Here is a 19,803-nt window from a genome sequence, read left to right as displayed (position 1 = left end):
ATCCGGGTATGCCCGGCTGAATTGGTTTCTTTTGCAACTATTCGGGGGCGGGCGTCAACGTCAGGCCGCGAAGCGGATCTGTCCTGCGGTCGAGGGATCGTAACCGGTCAGCTCATCGGCGCGCTGGCGCAGCCGCCGCTCGTTCAGGAACCGGAGCAAGGCCTGCATGGCAGGACGGAAATAGCTGCGCTGCCGCATCGCAAGATCGAGGTTCTCCCAGGCCAGCGGCACGAAGTCGAGCCCGGCCGAGCGCGCGACGGCGCGGGTCCCGATGCCGCAATCGGCCTGGCCGGCGCGAACCAGTTCGGCGAGATCCGGGCCGGTCAGGGCCGGCGTGTCGATGCGGCGCAAGTCCCGCGTCGAGGCGCCCGCCCGCTTCAGCAGCACGTCGAGCAGCATCTGCGCGCCCGTGCCTTGTTGCCGCATCGCCATCCGGGCGCCGAGCGCGAGCACGTCGGTGAGGCCGTGCAGCCGCTTGGGATTGCCCTGTGGCAGCACCAGGCCCTCTTCGCGGCGCACGAACGCGACCAGCACCGCATCATGCAGGTCCGGAGCGGCCCGCAGCGCCTCGACACTGGCGTCGCCGGCGAGATTGTTGGAGGCATCCAGACTGTGGAAGTGCACCGCCGCAGCCATCACCTCGTTGCGCTGCAGGCGCTCGAGCCCGCGCGCGCTGCCTTCACTCATCGATCCCAGGCCGGAGCCGGACTCGCGCAGGCTCCAATCCAGGAGTTCGTCCTGGCTGCCGCCCACGACCGGCGGCGGCTCGGCCATCAGCATGCCGGCCGGACGCGAGAGGCCCGACAGTACCCAGAGGTCGAGCTCGTGCCGCGGGAAGAGCCACTTTCCCGTCACCTTGCTGCAGGGGATCGCACCGGTTGTGACGAGTTCGTAAAGCTTGCGTTCGCCGAGCCGAAGATAGTCGGCGGCTTCGCTGGTCGTCAGGAATTCCATCCTGCATTCCTATGCAAATTCTTGCTTCTTTTTGACGTCCGACGCAGGGGAAATTCTGCATTTCAGATTTTTTGCCGCGGGAACCATGCCCGATCATCTCGCCGCTTTGCAACATATCCGCACGTGCGAATTTTGCTTTGGTGAACGATCTCGAACCAACGCGCGCGCGTCCACTTCGCGACGTTGCCGAGATTTCCCGCTTGTCGGCGCGACAACGCGTCACGAGCGCGGCGCAATCGACCATCATCATGACGCGTCACAACGAGGGAACCCGACCATGCGCCGCCTGTCCGTTGCACTTGCGTTTCTCTGCGGGCTCGCTGCGGGCGTCGCGGCGTCATTCGCGGAGGATCGCGGCATAGTCCTCGCCTCGACGACGGCGACGCAGGAGTCCGGCCTGCTCAACTATCTCCTGCCAATCTTCCGCGACAAGACGGGCATCAATGTCACCGTGATCGCGCGGCGCGCCGACGAAGTGCTCGACGGTGCGCGACGAGGCGAAGTCGACGTCGTGCTGATGCACGCGCGGCCCCAGGAGGAGAAATTCGTCGCCGACGGGTTTGCCGTGAAGCGCTACGACGTCATGTACAACGACTATGTGCTGATCGGGCCAAAGAGCGATCCTGCCGGTGTGAAGGGCAAGGACATCGCGACGGCGATGAAGGCTATCGAAGCCAAGGGCGCGCCGTTCGTCACGCGCGGCGATCGGTCGGGCACCCACGCCGCAGAACTTGCGCTGTGGATCGTCGCAGGGATCGATATCACCGCGGCCAAGGGCCCCTGGTATCGCGAGGTCGGGCCGGGCATGGCCTCCGCGCTCGATGCCGCGCGCGCTGCGAAAGCCTATGTGTTGTCGGATCGCGGCAGCTGGATCGCGTTCAAAGATCGCGGCGATCTCGACGTCCTCGTGGAGGGCGACAGGCGGCTGCTCAACCAGTACGGCGTGATGCTGGTGAACCCCGCGAAGTTTCCGAACGTGAAGAAAGACCTCGCGCAGACCTTCATCGACTGGCTGACCTCGCCTGACGGGCAGACGGCGATCGCCGCTTACAAGGTCGAGGGGCAGCAGCTGTTCTTCCCCAATTCGGACAGGTCGGGCGGCTGACGTCCGCATCGCCGACGGTTGCCAAACCGGGCGATGCATGATCCATCATGGCACATGACCCAGCGCCTGCCGCCCTCGCTCACGCCGCTCGACGCCGCGCTCGCGGCCTTGCTGCAAAGCGTTGATGCTGTCGCACCGGTAGAAGTGCCGCTGGCAGACGCGATCGGTTGCATCGCTGCGGGCACGCCGCTGCTTGCAGCTTATCCTTCGCACGGCATCGCGGCGGCGGACGGCTGGGCGCTATCCGCCAACGATCTCGTCGGCGCGTCCTCCTATTCGCCGTTGCCACTGACGATGGCCCCTGTATGGGTCGAGGTCGGCGATGCGGTGCCGATGGGATGCGACTGCGTGCTCGATGCCGGCGCGATCGAGCTGTCGGGGCCGCTTCCTCAGGTGCTGGCAGAGGGCGTGCCGGGACAGGGCGTCAGACGCGCCGGAAGCGACATCCCCGAATGCATGCCAGCGGCCGCCGAAGGCGATCCGATCGGTGCGGCTGATCTGCTGATTGCGAGCGTGGCGGGTCTGGAGAAACTCGGCGTGCGGCGGCCCCGGTTGCGCATCGTCAACGTGCCCGGCGCAACGGCAACGATGGACATGATCGCCGGGATGGCGCGCGCAGTGGGGTTGGAGGTGGACACCTGCCAAACGCGTGCACGCGGTGAAGCATCGATTGCCGATGCGCTTGATGTGTCCTCTTGCGATCTCCTGCTGACGATCGGCGGCAGCGGCGTCGGCCGCCAGGATGCTGCCATCACGGCGCTGGCGCAGCGCGGCGCGGTGATGGCGCACGGCCTCGCCCTCCGGCCCGGCCGCACTGCCGCGGTCGGACGGCTCGGCCAGGTGCCCGTCGTCGCCTTGCCCGGCTCCCCCGATCATGCGCTTGCGGTGTGGCTGGCGCTCGTGCTGCCGCTCGTGGATCGTCTGTCGGTGCGTCGTCGCCGCCCGCAGGTGTCCCTGCCGCTCGCGCGAAAGATCGCATCCGTCGTCGGCATCGCAGAGATTGCTTTGCTGGCGGAGGAACATCGTGCCTGGGTGCCGCTTGCCGTGGGCGACTGGCCCCTTCAAGCCATCGCCCGTGCGGACGCATGGCTGCTGATCCCCGCCAGCCACGAGGGATTTGCGGCAGGTACGCCGGTCGATGCCCATCTCATGCGGAAATGATATGGGTCCTGGCATGACGATGATCCCAAAATCACCAGACCGCAGCGCGCTCCAACAGGAGCAGTTCCTCACCATCCTGTCGCGCGAGGAGGCGCTGGCGCGCTTCGAGGCGGCGTTGTTCCCGCGAGCGCTCCTCAGCGAAAGCCGCAAGCTCGCTGCTGCGCTCGGCGCAGCCCTCGCCGAAGACATCACGGCGCCGATCGACGTGCCGCCGTTCGACCGCTCCAACGTCGACGGTTTTGCCGTGCGCTCCGCCGACCTTGCGGCGGCCGGCGAGGGCGCGCCCGTGCGCCTCGCGCTGAATGGCGAGACCGTCCATTGCGGCACCGCACCGACGCTGCAGGTGGCGCCGGGGACCGCGACCCCGATCGCCACCGGTGGTCCGCTGCCGCGGGGCGCCGATGCCGTGGTCATGGTGGAGCACACCCAGCCGGATGGACCGGATGCGATCGAGGTGCGTCGCGCGGTTTCGCCGGGACAATTCATCTCGTATGCCGGGTCCGACATCGCGCGCGGCGAGGCGCTGCTGCGTGCCGGCACCATCATCGGCTCGCGCGAGATCGGCATGCTCGCGGCTTGCGGCATTGCCGAGGTGGGTGTCGCGCGCAAGCCGCGGGTTGCCGTGATCTCCACCGGCGACGAACTGGTTCAGCCCGGCCAATCGCTCGGGGCTGCCGACATCTACGATACCAACGGCGCCATTGTCGCCGCCGCCATCGACGAGAATGGCGGTGAAGCGGTCTTCCTCGGTGCCATTCCCGATGATGAAGCAAAGCTCGAAGCGGTCATGCGCCGCGCCCTTGCGGACTGCGACATGCTCGTGCTGTCGGGCGGCACCTCGAAAGGCGCGGGCGATCTCTCCCATCGCATCATCGGCCGGCTCGGCGCGCCCGGCATCATCGCGCATGGCGTTGCGCTCAAGCCCGGCAAGCCGCTGTGCCTTGCGGTGTGCGATGGCAAGCCGGTGGTGATCCTGCCGGGGTTCCCGACCTCGGCGATGTTCACCTTCCATGACATGATCGTGCCGGTGCTGCGCAGGATGGCCGGACAGCCGCCGCGCACCGACGCCAAGGTGAAGGCGACGGTGCCGGTCCGCATCGCCTCCGAGCTCGGTCGCACCGAATTCGTCATGGTCTCGCTGGTCGAGGGCAAGGGCGGCCTGATCGCCTATCCCTCCGGCAAGGGGTCTGGCGCGATCACGTCTTTTGCGCAGGCCGATGGATTCCTGCGCATCGATGCCCTCGCCGACCAGATGTCGGCCGGGACCGAGACCGAGGTGACGCTCTTCACGCCGCATGTGCGCGTGCCCGATCTCGTCATCGTCGGCAGCCATTGCACTGGTCTCGACCTCGTGACCGCACAGCTTGCGCATGCCGGCCTGACCGTGCGCTCGATTGCGGTCGGCAGCCTCGGAGGATTGGCGGCAGCAAAGCGTGGCGAGTGCGATTTCGCGCCGATCCATCTGTTCGACGATCGAAGTGAGATCTACAACGCGCCTTATCTCGTCGAGGGGCTCGAGCTCGTGCCGGGGTGGCGGCGGATGCAGGGCATTGTCTTCCGCAAGGGCGATACGCGCTTCGAGGGCCTGAACGCGAAGGAAGCGGTTGCCTCGGCACTCGCTGACCGCACCTGCATCATGGTCAACCGCAACCAGGGCGCCGGCACGCGCATCCTGATCGACCGCCTGCTCGGCGGCGCGCGTCCGGAGGGCTACTGGAACCAGCCTCGTTCGCACAATGCGGTTGCGGCGGCCGTGGCGCAGCACCGCGCCGACTGGGGCATGACCATCGCGCCGGTCGCCCACGCAGTCGGACTCGGCTTCATCCCCTTCGCGGAAGAGCATTACGACTTCGCGTTGGTGACGGCTCGCAAGGACCGCTCGGCGGTGCAGGCCTTTCTCGACGCGCTTGGCTCGGACGCGGCGCGCGCCGCACTCGAGCGCGCGGGTTTCCGGCCCGCATAGATACCAGTTTGGTCTGCGGCCAGGACGCCTGGTCGGTGACGCTGGCAGTCTGGGCGGCGACGTCATGAACTTGTGTGACCGCTGTCGCGACCAAGCAGCATGAGCCAAGTCATGAGCGCGCCCACACCGCTCAATTTCCGCAGGATCGCTGCACTCGTTGCCGCGACGGGTACGCTGTTCTGGCTCTACACCTTCTACTACATTGCGAATGTCCCGCCCGGGGACGGCACCGGCTTTCAATGGCTCGCGGTTTTCCCGCTCGGCATGGTCTTCGGCCTGTTCTTCCTGCCGGCCTGGCTGCTGGTCGCGATCGGCCGGTTGCCGCGATTCACCACCATCGTCGGCCTCTCTGGCCTGATCGCCTTCGCGATCATCTGGGCGCAGCTCCTCAACGAGTTCCCGAAGTCCTGAGATCGCTAAGATGCATCGTCCAGTGCTGCCAGCCGTTCAGCATCGGCAATGTCCTCGACCGTGTTGGCATTGAAGAACGGATCGAGCGGCTCGGCCGGCCACGTCACGGTCGCGAGCGGATAGCGCGCGGTCCACCGATCGATCTTGCGGAGATCTTCGACGACCAGGGCGTGGCGCAACTCCTCGCGCAAGGCGACTCGCCACAGCCCGATCACCGGATGCGACTGATCGCCTGATGCTGCTACCGCGAGCTGCGCGTTCTCGCGCGCACGCGCCTCATGCAGTCGCGCCACGAGATCGCGGGGCAGGAACGGGCAATCGCCGGCGGCGCTGAGCACCCATTCGGTCTCCGGTCGGTTCGCCGCGGTCCAGTCCAGCGCCGCGAGAATGCCGGCGAGCGGGCCCGGAAAGCCGGGCACATCGTCGGCGACCACCTGCAAGCCGAACGCGGCGAAACGTGCGGGATCGCCGTTCGCGTTGAGGATCAGCCCGATGCACTGGGGCGACAGCCGCGCAATCACGCGCTCCAGAATGGTGCGGCCGCCGATGGTGCGCATCGGCTTGTCGCCGCCACCCATGCGCCGGGCGAGGCCGCCGGCGAGCAGCACGCCGACAGTCGGCGGAACACTCGTCCTCCCCGGCAATTCAGTCGTCACCACCTTCACCCTTGCGCTTGTGCTTGGCCGACTCCTCCTCGACATAAGCGAGGTTCTGATCGTAAACGATGCGCTCCTCGCCCGCGAGTGCGATGAAGCGCTTGCCGCGGGTGCGTCCCACCAGCGTCAGTCCGACCTGCCTTGCGAGATCGACACCCCAGGCGGTGAAGCCGGAGCGCGACACCAGAATCGGGATTCCCATGCGGACGGTCTTGATCACCATCTCCGAGGTGAGGCGCCCAGTGGTGTAGAGGATCTTGTCGCCGGGATCGACGCCGTGGCGATACATCCAGCCCGCGATCTTGTCGACCGCGTTGTGGCGGCCGACGTCCTCGGTGTAGCAGAGCGGGACCCCTTCCTGGCACAGCACGCAGCCATGGATCGCGCCGGCCTCCAGGTAGAGAGAAGGCATGGTGTTGATGGTCTGCGTCATCTGGTAGAGCCAGGAGGTGCGCAGCTCCGCCCTGGGCAACGCGACGCTCTCGACCGCCTCCAGCAAATCGCCGAAAGCGGTGCCCTGCGCGCAGCCCGAGGTCTGCGTGCGCTTCTTCAGCTTGGCCTCGAAGTTGGTGTGATGCTCGGTGCGCACGACGACGACCTGGAGGTCGTCGTCATATTCGACCTCGGTGACCACGTCGTTGTATTTCAGCATGTTCTGGTTCAGCAGGTAGCCGAGCGCCAGATATTCCGGATAGTCGCCGATCGTCATCATTGTGACGATCTCCTGGGCGTTCAGGTAGAGCGTCAGCGGTCGCTCCATCGGAACCTTGATCTCGACCGTGGCGCCGGTCTGGTCGGTCCCGGTCACGCTCTGGGTCAGGCGTGGGTCGTCCGGGTTCGGGACGATCAGCGGCACGGGGGCTTTGTCGATCTTCATCATGGTCGAGAGGTTAGCATGACATTCGGTCGAGGCCGATATATGCATGGCGGCGAGAGAGCGAAATGCCGCCTTGCCGTCATTGCGAGCGCAGCGAAGCAATCTAGGAATGCCCCCCAGATCCAGTCTGGATTGCTTCGCTACGCTCGCAATGACGGTGGAGAGAGCGGTTCCACAAGGGCCGGATCGCGTGCCCAGACGGAGCTGGAATGAAAGTCATCGGCCTTGCAGGCTGGAGCGGTGCGGGCAAGACGACGCTGTTGACGCGGCTGATTCCGCTTTTCAACGCGCAAGGTTTGCGCGTCTCGGTCATCAAGCATGCGCATCACCGGTTCGACGTCGATGTGCCCGGCAAGGATTCCTGGCGCCATCGCGAGGCCGGAGCCGCGGAGGTGCTGGTTGCCTCGTCGAACCGCTGGGCCCTTATGCACGAGCTGCGCGGGGCGGCGGAGCCGCGGCTGCCGGAGCTGCTCGGCAAGCTGTCTGCGGTCGATCTCGTCGTGGTCGAGGGTTTCAAGCGCGAGCCGCATCGCAAGATCGAGGTGCATCGCGCCGCAAACGGCAAGCCGCTGCTGTTCCCCGAGGATACCGGGATTGCCGGCATTGCGAGCGACGTCGCGATTGACACAAGCCTCCCGACTGTCCATCTCGACGATGTCGCGGGCGCCGCCGCATTGATGCTGCGCGCGGCGATGCCGGTCGAGGAAGCAGTGGCGAAAAGCGCGGCGATGCGCTGACGAGGCACCATGGCGCAACTGTCGGACGATTGCTTTGCCTTTGGCGGACCGATGATGTCGGTCGACGACGCAGTCGGCTTGATCACGACGCGCGTCAACGCAATCGCGGATCTCGAAACGGTTGCGCTCGTCGATGCGGACGGACGCGTGCTCGCGCGCGATGTGGCCGCACCTTTGCCGCTGCCGCCCTTCACCAATTCCGCCGTCGACGGCTATGCCGTCCGCAACGCAGATCTTCCGAAAAGCACGGAGCAATCGTTCCCGCTCGATGGCCGGATCCAGGCCGGCGGCCGCGCACAGGCGCCGATCAAGCCCGGCCACACGGCGCGCATCTTCACCGGCGCGCCGATGCCGCCGGATGCCGAGACCGTCTTCATGCAGGAGGATGTCCGCGTCGATGAGTCCGGCAAGATCGTGCTGCCGCCGGGGCTGAAGCCTGGCGCCAATGTCCGTCCGGCGGGTGAGGATATTGCGCAAGGTCACGTCGCGCTTCGTGGCGGGCAGCGTTTGCGGCCCCAGCATGTCGCGCTTGCCGCCGCATTCGGCCTGACAAGGCTCGACGTTGTCAGGCGCATCCGAGTTGCCGTGTTCTCGACCGGCGACGAACTGGCTTCGCCCGGCGAGGCGCGCGCAGCCTCGCAGCTGTTCGATTCCAACCGCTTCATGCTGGTGGCGATGCTGCGCCGGCTCGGCTGCGAGGTCAGCGATCTCGGCATCCTGCGCGACGAGCGCACCTCGCTCGCGAGCGGCCTGAAGCAGGTCGCAGGCCGCCACGACCTGATCCTCACGACCGGCGGCGTCTCGACCGGTGAGGAGGATCATGTCAAGGCGGCGGTCGAGAGCATCGGCTCGCTGGTGCTGTGGCGGATGGCGATCAAGCCCGGGCGGCCCGTGGCGATGGGGATCGTCGACGGCACACCGCTGATCGGATTGCCCGGGAATCCCGTCGCGAGCTTCGTCACCTTCGTGCATGTGGTGCGGCCGACGGTGCTGGCCCTTGCGGGTAGTCTGCCGGAGCCGCTCTTGCCCATCCCGGTGCGCGCGGCGTTTGCTTACAAGAAGAAGGCGGGGCGGCGCGAGTATGTGCGCGCTTCGTTGCGGCGCGCGCAGGACGGCCGGCTCGAGGCGATCAAGTTCCCGCGCGAGGGGGCCGGGCTGCTGTCCTCGCTGGTCGAGACCGACGGTCTCGTCGCGCTCGGTGAGGACATCACGAATGTGGAGCCGGGGCAGGACGTGGGCTTCTTGTCCTATGCCGACCTGCTCTAGAGGCACTCCGTTGACGCCATCGCTTCGTCCCGCCATGTTGCGGCCATGACCCGAACGACCCTCGATCTCACCGGGCTTAAGTGCCCGTTGCCGGCCCTCAAGACGCGCAAGGCGCTCAAGCCTTTGCAGCCGGGCGATCAGCTCGAGGTTCACTGCACCGATCCCTTGTCGGTCATTGACATTCCGAACCTGATCCGAGAGACCGGCGACAAGGTCGAAATTACCGAGCGCAACGAGGCGCGCATCGTGTTCCTGGTCGAAAAGGGCGGCGCCTTGTAGAAAGGCGAATGTTCACGACGGCGTGGTTTGACTATGCTGCGCCTGCGGCGGAAACGGCCGGAGCTTTCGCTGCAATGCGAAGGCGCCGATTGTTGCGGATGATCTCAAACCCAAGTTCTCGAACCTAAGACATCGGGCATGACTTTCTCAACATCGAGGGCAGCCGCAAGTCCCGCGGGGAGCCGCGAGCCCGCCATCAAGCTCGGCAAGACGGCTGCAGGGCCGGAGTTCAGTGCCCTGGCGCAAGCCTCGATCCTGATCGTCGACGACGAGCCGGGCATGCGCAATTTCCTGATGCGCACGCTTGCCCCGCGCTGCAAGCTGGTGGACGAGGCGGCCGATACTGACCAGGCCTCGCGCAAGCTCGATTCCAATCGGTACGACGTCGTCATTCTCGACAACATCATGCCAGGCAAGAATGGCGTCGACTGGCTCGCCGAGCAGCGCGCCGTGGGCTTTTTCGCTGACGCCATCCTGATCACCGCCTATGCCGACCTCGACACCGCGATCCAGGCCCTGCGCGCCGGTGCGGCCGATTTCGTGCTGAAGCCGTTCCGCTCGAACCAGATTCTCAACGCGGTGGCACGGTGCCTCGACCGCGTCCGCCTCCAGCGCGAGAATTATGTCCTGCGCTATGCTTTGCGTGCCTCGTCCGACCGCACCTTGCTGCGCGACAATCTGATTGGACAGTCGGCAGCGACGTTGCGCGTGCGCGAGACCATCGCGCGCGTCGCGCGCCTGCCGACCTCGGTTCTGCTCACCGGTGAATCCGGCACCGGCAAGGAAGTGGCGGCGCGCTCGATCCACTCGTTGTCCGACCGCGCCGACAAGCCGTTCGTGCCCGTCAATTGCGCGGCTATCCCGCCCGAGATGATCGAGGCCGAGCTGTTCGGACACATCAAGGGCGCCTTCACCGGCGCCGATTCGGGGCGCGAGGGCCTGTTCCTGTATGCGCATGGCGGCACGCTGTTCCTGGACGAGATCGGGGAGCTGCCGCTGCCGATGCAAAGCAAGCTGCTCCGCGTGCTCGAGGATCGCCGCGTCCGTCCGGTCGGCTCCGAGCGTGAAGTGCCGGTCGACCTGCGCTTCATCTTCGCAACCAATGCCGAGCTCCAGAAGGAGGTCGAAAAGGGCCGTTTCCGAGCCGATCTGTTCTACCGGCTCAACGTGATGCAGATCCGCCTGCCGCTGCTGAAGGATCGCGGCGACGACGTGCAGGAGCTTGCCACCATCTTCATGAGCAAGCTGTCCGTGCAGCTCGGCATGCCGCCGGTGCCGATCGACGCCTCGGTGCGGGCGGCGCTCGCCAGCTACGACTGGCCCGGCAATGTGCGGGAGCTGCGCAATCTGATCGAGCGGACGCTCATCCTCGGCGCCTTCCCCGACGATTTCGCCGGTCCCCGCAACGACACTCAGCCGGCGCCCGCCGACAGTCTTGCGGAGCTCGAGCGCCGTCACATTCTCGGCGTGCTGAAGGAGGTCAACGGCAATCGCGAGGAGGCGGCCCGGCGCCTCGGTATCTCGCGCAAGACCATCGACCGCAAATGCGCGTTGTGGGATGCCTGAAGCTGCCGGCCGCAGCGCCGAACTGGTGCGGGGGGGCTCCGTCCGCTTTCGCCTGCTCGCGATCGCGCTGCTGCCGATGCTGGTCATCCTGCCGCTCCTGCTCGGCGTTGCGATCTATCGCTGGAACGCGAAATTCGATGCGACCCTGATCTCCAAGGTGAACGGCGATCTCACCATCGCCCACCAATATCTCGCCCGCATCCTGGAAAAGACCGGCGTCCAGATCCGGGCGCTCAGCCTGTCGGCCCGCTTCCACGAGGTGCTGGCGTCGGATGCGCGCGGCCCCCTGCAGGATCTGCTCGACGAGGCCCGCAAGGAGATCGGTCTCGATTTTCTGTATCTGACCAACGGTCGCGGGGACGTCCTGGCAGCATCGCCGCCGCTACAGCATCGGCCGAGAAGTGACTGGCCGATCATCAAGTCGGCACTGTCGGGCGAGGTCCCCGCGACCGGGGTCGACATTTTCGACAATGACGAGCTCGCCGCAATTTCGCCCGTCCTGGCCGAGCGCGCGCGATTGGACATCGTGCCGACGCCGAACGCGGTGCCGACCGACCGCAGCACCGAGACGCGCGGGATGGTCGTGCATGCGGCGAGCCGGGCGATGCTGCTCGACGGCGGCGCCGCTGCGCTGGTCGGCGGCACACTGCTCAATCAGAATCTCGAATTCATCGACACGATCAACGATCTCGTCTATCGCGCGGCGAGCCTGCCTGAGGGCAGTCAGGGCACCGCGACGCTGTTCCTGGACGACGTACGGATATCGACCAACGTCCGTCTGTTCGAGGGACGGCGCGCGCTCGGCACCCGCGTCTCGGCGGCGGTGCGCTCGGCCGTGCTGGGCGAGGGGCGGACCTGGCTCGACAGCGCTTTCGTGGTCAACGACTGGTACATCTCCGCCTACGAGCCGCTGGTCGACAGTTACGGCAAGCGGGTTGGCATGCTCTATGTCGGCTTCCTGGAGAAGCCGTTCAGCGAAGCCAAGTACCAGACATTGGTGATCATCGTCGCAGCGTTCGTCGCCATCACGGCCGCGACCGTGCCGATCTTCCTGCGCTGGGCGTCCTCCATCTTCATGCCGCTGGAGCGCGTCACGGCGACGATCTCCGAGGTGGAGCGCGGCAACCTCTCCGCCCGGACCAAGATGCCGGTTTCGGGTGACGAGATCGGTCGCGTCGCCGTCCATCTCGACAGCCTGCTTGACCAGATCCAGGAACGCGACCGGCAGCTCCGGGAATGGAATGAGGAGCTGAACGTCCGCGTGCGGGAGCGCACCCGCGACCTCGAGCACGCCAATCTCAAGCTCGAGGCGACCACCAAGCAGCTCATCATGTCCGAGAAGCTGGCTGCGATCGGGGAGGTCACTGCCGGCGTTGCGCACGAGATCAACAACCCGATCGCGGTGATGCAAGGGAATCTCGACGTCATCCGCAGCGTGTTCGGTGCCGATGCCGACAAGGCGAAGGTCGAGTTTCGCCTGCTGGACGAGCAGATCCATCGCATCAGCCAGATCGTGACCAAGCTGCTGCAGTTCGCAAGGCCGGAGGAATATGCCGGCTATGTCGAGCGCCATGCGCCAGCCAGCGTGATCTCCGACTGTCTGCCGCTGGTGCAGCATCTTCTGAACAAGACCGAGATCGCCGTGGTCAGGGACGACCGCGCCAGCCGGCTCGTGCTGATGAACCACAACGAGTTGCAGCAGGTCCTGATCAATCTCATCGTCAACGCGATTCACGCCATGCCGGACGGCGGAACCCTGACGCTCCACTCTTTCGATGCCGAGCGCGACGGCCATCAGGGCGTCGCTATCGCGGTTGCCGACACCGGCATCGGGATGAGCACTGAGGTGATCGAGAAGATCTTCGATCCCTTCTACACGACGAAACGGCGGCAAGGCACCGGGCTCGGACTCTCCATCAGCCAGACACTGATCGAGCGACAGGGCGGCCAGATCACCGCCGAAAGCCGCGTCGGCCTCGGAAGCACGTTCACGGTCTGGCTGCCGGAAGCCTCCTGATTGGACATTTTGTCCGATGAGATCCGGACATTCTGTCCGGCGCAGCACATTGCGCTGCGGGAAGTCGTTGAATCGTCACGATGCGACTTCTGGCACGCGCGTTGCTCATCTCGGGACAAGGTGTTGAGGGGGATGAGGGCGCGATAGCGCGACTGCAACGCTGCTGGCGAGGCGAAGGGATGTCGCCGCGATCAGCTGCTTGCTCGGCGCACATGACGCGAGCGCGCCTGCGCATTCCGCTTCGACGCGAAATCCGACCTGTCATGCGCGGCTGCCGAGCACGCATGGCCGGTCTCAAATCGATGTGCCGGCAAGGCCGCACTTGGGAGGGAATGCTTATGACGACCGCTGATACCGTTCTTGCACCGGTTGGTGCTCCCGGTTTGCTCGATCGTGAACGCACGATCGCGACCGCCGGCTTCAATCGCTGGCTGGTGCCGCCGGCGGCGCTGTGCATCCATCTGTGCATCGGCATGGCCTACGGCTTTTCGGTGTTCTGGCTGCCGCTGTCGCGCGCGATCGGCGTGACCGCGCCGAAGGCATGTCCGGACATGTCGCTGGTCCAGGAGCTGTTTACGACCACCTGCGACTGGCGGGTCGCCAGCATGGGCTGGATGTACACGCTGTTCTTCGTGCTGCTCGGCATTGCGGCTGCGGTCTGGGGCGGCTGGCTGGAGCGCGTCGGCCCGCGCAAGGCCGGCTTCGTCTCGGCGCTGTGCTGGTGCGGCGGTCTCTTCCTCGGCGCGATCGGCATCTACACCCATCAGCTCTGGCTGCTGTGGCTGGGATCGGGCGTGATCGGCGGCATCGGTCTTGGCCTCGGCTATATCTCGCCGGTGTCGACGCTCGTGAAATGGTTTCCGGACCGTCGCGGCATGGCGACCGGCATGGCCATCATGGGCTTCGGCGGCGGCGCCATGATCGGCGCGCCATTGGCGAACCTCTTGATGAACTACTTCAAAAGTCCGAGCTCGGTCGGCGTCTGGGAGACCTTCGTCGCGATGGGCGTCATCTACTTCGTGTTCATGATGATCGGCGCATTCCGCTATCGCCTGCCGCCGGCGGGCTGGCAGCCCGAGGGCTGGACCCCGCCGTCCAAGGCCAACGCGATGATCTCGAAGAACAACGTCCATCTCAATGATGCGCACAAGACGCCGCAGTTCTGGCTGATCTGGTGGGTCCTGTGCCTGAACGTGTCGGCTGGCATCGGCGTGATCGGCATGGCCTCGCCGATGCTGCAGGAGATCTTCGGCGGCAAGCTGATCGGCCTGCCGGACGTCGGCTTCAATGCGCTTGATGCAGGACAGAAGGCGCAGATCGCAGCGATCGCCGCGGGCTTCGCCGGGTTGCTCTCGCTGTTCAATATCGGCGGCCGCTTTTTCTGGGCCTCGCTGTCGGACAAGATCGGACGCAAGAACACCTACTACACGTTCTTCATCCTCGGCATCGTGCTGTATGCGCTGGCGCCGACCTTCGCGGCGATGGGCTCGAAGCTGCTGTTCGTGGTCGGTTTCGGCATCATCCTGTCGATGTATGGCGGCGGCTTTGCGACCGTGCCGGCCTATCTTGCCGACATGTTCGGCACCCAGTTCGTCGGCGCCATCCACGGCCGGCTGCTGACGGCGTGGTCGACCGCGGGCATCATTGGTCCCGTGGTTGTGAACTACATCCGCGAGTTCCAGCTTGCGGCCGGCGTGCCGCGCGACCAGCTCTACAACACGACGATGTACATTCTCTGCGCCATGCTGATCGCCGGCCTGATCTGCAACTATCTGATCAAGCCGGTCGACTCGAAATGGCACATGAAGGACGCCGACGTTGCCAAGCTGCAGGCGGCGAGCGCCAGCGCCGCAGCCACGGGACCGCACGGCTCCTACGGCATCGGCTTTGGCGGCCTCGATGCCAAGGCGGCGCTGTTCTGGACCTTCGTCGGCGTTCCCCTGGCCTGGGGTGTGTGGAAGACGCTGGAGAGCGCGATCAAGATCTTCTGATCGCGCATTCACCACGGGAGAGCACCATCCGCGCTCCCGCCTAGCTTTGGGCGGGAGCGCGATTTGATTTCGCTATCGCAGCATAGGACGCCTTTATTGATCTCCGGACTAATTCAGGCTTCCTTCTGTCAGTTGGCGTGTCGGACCAACGCAAGACGTGTCCGCGCGCGCTCCAGGGATGCGTTGCTGCGCTCAACTGCTTCCGCCAGCATGATAACCTACTTGGCATCTGGCATGCCAGAAGCTAGAACTGCAGTCGTTCTAGAATGAGACGAGATCGGGACCAATCGATGAGCCACGACGTGCATGAGGTCCGCCCGTTCGAGCATCCGGGCGAGGGGCGCCGGCGCGCCAAGGCCACCCCTAAAGGGCGCCAGATTGATCCGACCGCCGCGCACGAGATCGAGCTTCTGCTTGGCGACAGGCCGCGGCGTCGCGATCTCCTGATCGAATATCTCCACCTGATCCAGGACACGTACCGCCAGATCTCGGCGGCGCATTTGGCCGCGCTCGCCGACGAGATGAAGCTCGCATTTGCCGAGGTGTTCGAGACGGCAACCTTCTACGCGCATTTCGACGTGGTGAAGGAAGGCGAGCCGGACATCCCGCCGCTGACGATCCGCGTCTGCGATTCGCTGACCTGCGCGATGCTTGGCGGCGAGAAGCTGCTCGAGGATCTGCAGAGCGCGTCCGGGCCTGGCATCCGCGTCGTGCGCGCGCCCTGCGTCGGCCGTTGTGATACCGCGCCCACGGCAGAGGTCGGTCACAATTTCGTCGACCACGCCACCGTCGCCAATGTGATGGAGGCGGCCAAGGCCGGCGACACTCACGCGCATCTGCCCAAATATCTCGATTACGACGCGTACGTCGCTGCCGGCGGCTACAGGCTCCTCGATCGCGTACGCTCGGGCGAGCTGTCGAAGGACGATCTCCTGAAGGCGCTCGACGACGCTTCGCTGCGCGGACTTGGCGGCGCGGGCTTTCCCACCGGGCGCAAATGGCGCGCCGTGCTCGGCGAGCCAGGGCCGCGGCTGATGGCGATCAACGGCGATGAGGGCGAGCCCGGCACGTTCAAGGATCGTCATTACCTCGAAACCGATCCGCATCGCTTCATCGAGGGCATGCTGATCGGCGCGCATGTCGTGCAGGCCTCCGATGTCTACATCTATCTTCGCGACGAATATCCGGCCTCGCGCGAGATTCTCCAGCGCGAGATCGCAAAGCTGCCGCCGGGCGGGCCGACGCTGCACCTGCGGCGCGGTGCCGGCGCTTACATTTGCGGTGAGGAATCCTCGCTGCTGGAGAGCATCGAGGGCAAGCGCGGCCTGCCCAGGCACAAGCCACCTTATCCGTTCCAGGTCGGCCTGTTCGGGCTGCCGACGCTCATCAACAATATCGAGACGCTGTGGTGGGTGCGCGACATCGTCGAGAAGGGCGCCGACTGGTGGAGGGGCCATGGTCGCCACGAGCGTCATGGTCTCCGCAGCTTCTCGGTCTCGGGACGCGTGAAGGATCCCGGCATGAAGCTCGCCCCCGCCGGCATCACCGTACGCGAGCTGATCGACGAATATTGCGGCGGCATGGCCGACGGCCATCAGTTCTACGCCTATCTTCCGGGCGGTGCGTCCGGCGGCATCCTGCCGGCGTCGATGGACGACATTCCGCTCGATTTCGGCACGCTGGAGAAATACGGCTGCTTCATCGGATCGGCGGCGATCGTGATCCTGTCGCAGAAGGACAGCGTGCGCGCAGCGGCGCTGAACCTGATGAAGTTCTTCGAGGACGAGAGCTGCGGCCAATGCACGCCGTGCCGCGTCGGAACGCAAAAGGCGGCGCTGCTGATGCAGAAGCCGGTCTGGAACCGTGCCTTGCTGGAAGAATTGAGCCAGGCGATGCGCGATGCCTCGATCTGCGGGCTCGGACAGGCGGCATCGAATCCGCTCTCATCCGTGATCAAATATTTCCCTGACGAGTTCAAGGAAGCGGCCGAATGACCAAGATTACGTTCGAGCTCGACGGCAAGCAGGTCGGGGCCAATCCCGGCGAAACGATCTGGCAGGTCGCAAAACGCCAGGGGCGAGAGATTCCGCATCTGTGCTATTCGCCCGCGCCGGACTATCGCCCCGACGGCAATTGCCGCGCCTGCATGGTGGAGATCGAGGGCGAGCGGGTGCTGGCGGCGTCCTGCAAGCGTACGCCATCGGTCGGCATGAAGGTGAAGACCGAATCCGCGCGCGCGGTGTCCGCGCAGAAGATGGTGATGGAGCTGCTGGTCGCCGACCAGCCGGCGCGCGAGACCTCGCACGATCCGGACTCGAAGTTCTGGCATTGGGCCGAAACGACGGGCGTCACCGAGAGCCGCTTCCCCGCCGCCGAGCGGTGGACGACCGACGCCAGCCATCCGGCGATGCGCGTCAATCTCGATGCCTGCATCCAGTGCGGCCTGTGCGTGCGCGCCTGTCGCGAGGTCCAGGTCAACGACGTCATCGGCATGGCCTATCGTAACCACGGTGCAAAGGTCGTGTTCGACTTCGACGATCCCATGGGCGAGTCCACCTGCGTCGCCTGCGGCGAATGCGTGCAGGCCTGTCCGACCGGCGCCTTGATGCCGGCCGTGATGCTGGACGACAAGCAGACCCGCGTCACCTTTCCCGACAGGAAGGTCGATTCGCTCTGCCCGTTCTGCGGCGTCGGCTGCCAGGTCACCTACGACGTCAAGGACGAGAAGGTGATCTACGCCGAGGGCCGCGACGGCCCCGCCAATCATAATCGGCTTTGTGTGAAGGGCCGCTTCGGCTTCGACTACATCCATCATCCGCATCGTCTCACCAGGCCGCTGGTGCGGCTGCCGAATGCGAAGAAGGATGCCAACGACCAGGTCGACCCGGCCAATCCGTTCACGCATTTCCGCGAAGCGAGCTGGGAGGAAGCGCTCGATATCGCCGCCAAGGGGCTCGTCAAGATCCGCGACGAGAAGGGCGTGAAGGCGCTCGCCGGCTTCGGCTCGGCCAAGGGCTCCAACGAAGAGGCCTATTTGTTCCAGAAGCTGGTGCGCACCGGCTTCGGCTCGAACAATGTCGACCACTGCACGCGGCTGTGCCACGCCTCGTCGGTGGCGGCGCTGTTCGAAGGCCTGAGCTCGGGCGCGGTGTCGGCGCCGTTTGCCGCGGCGATGGATGCCGAAGTCATCATCGTGATCGGCGCCAATCCGACCGTGAACCATCCGGTTGCGGCGACCTTCATCAAGAACGCGGTCAAGCAGAATGGCGCAAAACTGTTCGTGATGGATCCGCGCCGGCAGACGCTGTCGCGCCACGCCACCAAGCATCTGCAGTTCAAGCCTGGCTCCGACGTCGCCATGCTCAACGCGATGATCAATACGATTATCACCGAGGGTCTGACCGACGACCAGTACATTGCCGGCTACACCGAAGGGTTCGACGAGCTCAAGGAGAAGATCAAGGAGTTCACGCCGGAGAAGATGGAGGCGATCTGCGGTATCCCGGCGCAGACCCTGCGCGAGGTGGCGCGGACCTATGCCCGCGCGAAGTCGTCCATCATCTTCTGGGGCATGGGCATCAGCCAGCACGTCCACGGCACCGACAATGCGCGCTGCCTGATCGCGCTGGCGCTGATCACCGGCCAGGTCGGCCGTCCCGGCACCGGCCTGCATCCGCTGCGTGGCCAGAACAACGTGCAGGGCGCCTCCGATGCCGGCCTGATCCCGATGTTCCTGCCGGACTATCAGCCGGTCGGCCGCGACGACATGCGCAGCAATTTCGAGAAGCTCTGGCGGCAGGATCTCGATCCCGTCCGCGGCCTGACCGTGGTCGAGATCATGAATGCGATCCACGCCGGCGAGATCAAGGGCATGTATATCGAGGGCGAGAACCCCGCGATGTCCGACCCGGATCTCCAGCATGCGCGTCAGGCGCTGGCGATGCTCGATCACCTCGTGGTGCAGGATCTCTTCGTCACCGAGACCGCGTTCCATGCCGACGTGATCCTGCCGGCGTCCGCCTTCGCGGAGAAGGACGGCTCCTTCACCAACACCGACCGCCGCGTGCAACTCGCACGCCAGGTGGTCAAGCCGCCCGGTGATGCGCGGCAGGATCTCTGGATCATCCAGGAGATCGGCAAGCGCATGGGCTTGCCGTGGAATTATAGCGGTCCCGGCGATGTCTATACCGAGATGGCGCAGCTGATGCCTTCGCTGAAGAACATCAGCTGGGAACGGCTGGTGCGCGAAGGTGCCGTCACCTATCCGGCGGACGATCCGAACAAGCCGGGCAACGAGATCATCTTCACCACGGGCTTCCCGACCGCGAGCGGGCGCGGCAAGATCGTGCCGGCCAAGGTCATCCCCCCGGACGAGATTCCCGACGACGAATACCCGATGGTGCTCTCGACCGGCCGGGTGCTGGAGCACTGGCACACCGGCTCGATGACGCGCCGCGCACAGGTGCTCGACCAGATCGAGCCCGAGGCGGTCGCGTTCATGTCGCCAAAGGACATGCGCAAGAAGAGGCTGATGCCGGGCGACTTCATCCGCCTGGAGACGCGCCGCGGCGCGGTCGAGGTCAAGGTCCGCTCCGACCGTGATGTGCCGGAGAACATGGTGTTCATGCCGTTCTGCTATGCGGAGGCGGCCGCGAACCTGCTGACCAACCCGGCGCTCGATCCGTTTGGCAAGATCCCGGAGTTCAAGTTCTGCGCGGCACGAGCCGAGCGCGCCGAGATGCGGGACGCGGCGGAGTAGGGGACGGTGTGACCCTCGTCTGCGCCCACACCGTCATTGCGAGCGTAGCGAAGCAATCCAG

The 19,803-nt window shown here is 65.6% G+C and carries 15 protein-coding genes; 12 read left to right on the top strand and 3 right to left on the bottom strand.

Annotated elements, in window-relative coordinates:
• Positions 1–60 precede the first annotated feature (60 nt).
• On the bottom strand, positions 61–954 hold the full coding sequence (locus tag K408_RS0128460) for a substrate-binding domain-containing protein (RefSeq protein ID WP_024341645.1): 894 nt from the start codon (positions 952–954) through the stop codon (positions 61–63).
• 277 nt (positions 955–1,231) lie between these two features.
• Between K408_RS0128460 and K408_RS0128455 the strand changes: the two genes are divergently transcribed.
• The 4 genes from K408_RS0128455 (at position 1,232) to K408_RS0128440 (ending at position 5,594) form a co-directional block, all read left to right on the top strand.
• On the top strand, positions 1,232–2,059 hold the full coding sequence (locus K408_RS0128455) for an ABC transporter substrate-binding protein (RefSeq protein WP_024341644.1): 828 nt from the start codon (positions 1,232–1,234) through the stop codon (positions 2,057–2,059).
• 54 nt (positions 2,060–2,113) lie between these two features.
• On the top strand, positions 2,114–3,220 hold the full coding sequence (locus K408_RS0128450) for a molybdopterin-binding protein (protein ID WP_024341643.1): 1,107 nt from the start codon (positions 2,114–2,116) through the stop codon (positions 3,218–3,220).
• A gap of 13 nt (positions 3,221–3,233) precedes the next feature.
• A complete protein-coding gene (locus tag K408_RS0128445; RefSeq protein ID WP_024341642.1) occupies positions 3,234–5,183 on the top strand; it encodes a molybdopterin biosynthesis protein in 1,950 nt (649 codons plus the stop codon).
• A 111-nt stretch (positions 5,184–5,294) separates the two neighbouring features.
• Positions 5,295–5,594: a hypothetical protein gene (locus K408_RS0128440; RefSeq protein ID WP_029674345.1), complete on the top strand. Its 300-nt coding sequence runs from the start codon at positions 5,295–5,297 to the stop codon at positions 5,592–5,594.
• 5 nt (positions 5,595–5,599) lie between these two features.
• Here the strand turns inward: K408_RS0128440 and mobA are convergent, their stop codons facing one another.
• Entirely contained in the window at positions 5,600–6,259 is a 660-nt protein-coding gene (gene mobA, locus K408_RS0128435; RefSeq protein WP_024341640.1) for a molybdenum cofactor guanylyltransferase MobA, read from the bottom strand.
• On the bottom strand, positions 6,240–7,130 hold the full coding sequence (locus tag K408_RS0128430) for a formate dehydrogenase accessory sulfurtransferase FdhD (RefSeq protein ID WP_024341639.1): 891 nt from the start codon (positions 7,128–7,130) through the stop codon (positions 6,240–6,242). Before K408_RS0128430 ends, mobA begins: the two co-directional genes overlap by 20 nt.
• Before the next feature lie 206 nt (positions 7,131–7,336).
• Here K408_RS0128430 and mobB point away from each other — a divergent pair, with 206 nt between their 5' ends.
• The 8 genes from mobB (at position 7,337) to fdhF (ending at position 19,742) form a co-directional block, all read left to right on the top strand.
• Positions 7,337–7,864 carry a molybdopterin-guanine dinucleotide biosynthesis protein B gene (gene mobB, locus K408_RS0128425; protein WP_024341638.1) on the top strand — a complete coding sequence of 176 codons (528 nt, stop codon included), beginning with the start codon at positions 7,337–7,339 and terminating at the stop codon, positions 7,862–7,864.
• Between the two features lie 9 nt (positions 7,865–7,873).
• Entirely contained in the window at positions 7,874–9,130 is a 1,257-nt protein-coding gene (locus K408_RS0128420; protein WP_024341637.1) for a molybdopterin molybdotransferase MoeA, read from the top strand.
• Between the two features lie 45 nt (positions 9,131–9,175).
• Positions 9,176–9,409, top strand: coding sequence for a sulfurtransferase TusA family protein (locus K408_RS0128415; protein WP_024341636.1), 234 nt, complete (start codon positions 9,176–9,178; stop codon positions 9,407–9,409).
• A gap of 138 nt (positions 9,410–9,547) precedes the next feature.
• The gene (locus tag K408_RS0128410) at positions 9,548–10,975 is read left to right on the top strand and encodes a sigma-54-dependent transcriptional regulator (protein ID WP_024341635.1); all 1,428 of its coding nucleotides are present in this window, start codon (positions 9,548–9,550) and stop codon (positions 10,973–10,975) included.
• Positions 10,968–12,992: a sensor histidine kinase gene (locus K408_RS0128405; protein WP_024341634.1), complete on the top strand. Its 2,025-nt coding sequence runs from the start codon at positions 10,968–10,970 to the stop codon at positions 12,990–12,992. The genes K408_RS0128410 and K408_RS0128405 overlap by 8 nt, the downstream gene beginning before the upstream one ends.
• Positions 12,993–13,330: 338 nt before the next feature.
• Positions 13,331–14,983, top strand: a complete 1,653-nt coding sequence (locus K408_RS0128400; RefSeq protein WP_024341633.1) for an L-lactate MFS transporter — start codon at positions 13,331–13,333, stop codon at positions 14,981–14,983.
• A gap of 290 nt (positions 14,984–15,273) precedes the next feature.
• The gene (locus K408_RS0128395; RefSeq protein WP_024341632.1) at positions 15,274–16,977 is read left to right on the top strand and encodes an NADH-ubiquinone oxidoreductase-F iron-sulfur binding region domain-containing protein; all 1,704 of its coding nucleotides are present in this window, start codon (positions 15,274–15,276) and stop codon (positions 16,975–16,977) included.
• Positions 16,974–19,742: a formate dehydrogenase subunit alpha gene (gene fdhF, locus K408_RS0128390; RefSeq protein WP_024341631.1), complete on the top strand. Its 2,769-nt coding sequence runs from the start codon at positions 16,974–16,976 to the stop codon at positions 19,740–19,742. The genes K408_RS0128395 and fdhF overlap by 4 nt, the downstream gene beginning before the upstream one ends.
• The last annotated feature ends 61 nt before the right edge of the window (positions 19,743–19,803 follow it).

The sequence above is a fragment of the Bradyrhizobium sp. in8p8 genome, assembly GCF_000426845.1.
In the GTDB taxonomy this organism is placed as follows: Bacteria; Pseudomonadota; Alphaproteobacteria; order Rhizobiales; family Xanthobacteraceae; genus Bradyrhizobium; species Bradyrhizobium japonicum_C.
The sequence above is the reverse complement of the archived record's forward strand: the minus strand, read 5'-3'. Positions and strand labels throughout refer to the sequence as shown.

Bases quoted from the DNA above. Each gene is read 5' to 3' on its own strand.
- K408_RS0128460 (WP_024341645.1), bottom strand. From the start codon at position 954: ATGGAATTCCTGACGACCAGCGAAGCCGCCGACTATCTTCGGCTCGGC.
- K408_RS0128455 (WP_024341644.1), top strand. From the start codon at position 1,232: ATGCGCCGCCTGTCCGTTGCACTTGCGTTTCTCTGCGGGCTCGCTGCG.
- K408_RS0128450 (WP_024341643.1), top strand. From the start codon at position 2,114: ATGACCCAGCGCCTGCCGCCCTCGCTCACGCCGCTCGACGCCGCGCTC.
- K408_RS0128445 (WP_024341642.1), top strand. From the start codon at position 3,234: ATGACGATGATCCCAAAATCACCAGACCGCAGCGCGCTCCAACAGGAG.
- K408_RS0128440 (WP_029674345.1), top strand. From the start codon at position 5,295: ATGAGCGCGCCCACACCGCTCAATTTCCGCAGGATCGCTGCACTCGTT.
- K408_RS0128430 (WP_024341639.1), bottom strand. From the start codon at position 7,130: ATGATGAAGATCGACAAAGCCCCCGTGCCGCTGATCGTCCCGAACCCG.
- mobB (WP_024341638.1), top strand. From the start codon at position 7,337: ATGAAAGTCATCGGCCTTGCAGGCTGGAGCGGTGCGGGCAAGACGACG.
- K408_RS0128420 (WP_024341637.1), top strand. From the start codon at position 7,874: ATGGCGCAACTGTCGGACGATTGCTTTGCCTTTGGCGGACCGATGATG.
- K408_RS0128415 (WP_024341636.1), top strand. From the start codon at position 9,176: ATGACCCGAACGACCCTCGATCTCACCGGGCTTAAGTGCCCGTTGCCG.
- K408_RS0128410 (WP_024341635.1), top strand. From the start codon at position 9,548: ATGACTTTCTCAACATCGAGGGCAGCCGCAAGTCCCGCGGGGAGCCGC.
- K408_RS0128405 (WP_024341634.1), top strand. From the start codon at position 10,968: ATGCCTGAAGCTGCCGGCCGCAGCGCCGAACTGGTGCGGGGGGGCTCC.
- K408_RS0128400 (WP_024341633.1), top strand. From the start codon at position 13,331: ATGACGACCGCTGATACCGTTCTTGCACCGGTTGGTGCTCCCGGTTTG.
- K408_RS0128395 (WP_024341632.1), top strand. From the start codon at position 15,274: ATGAGCCACGACGTGCATGAGGTCCGCCCGTTCGAGCATCCGGGCGAG.
- fdhF (WP_024341631.1), top strand. From the start codon at position 16,974: ATGACCAAGATTACGTTCGAGCTCGACGGCAAGCAGGTCGGGGCCAAT.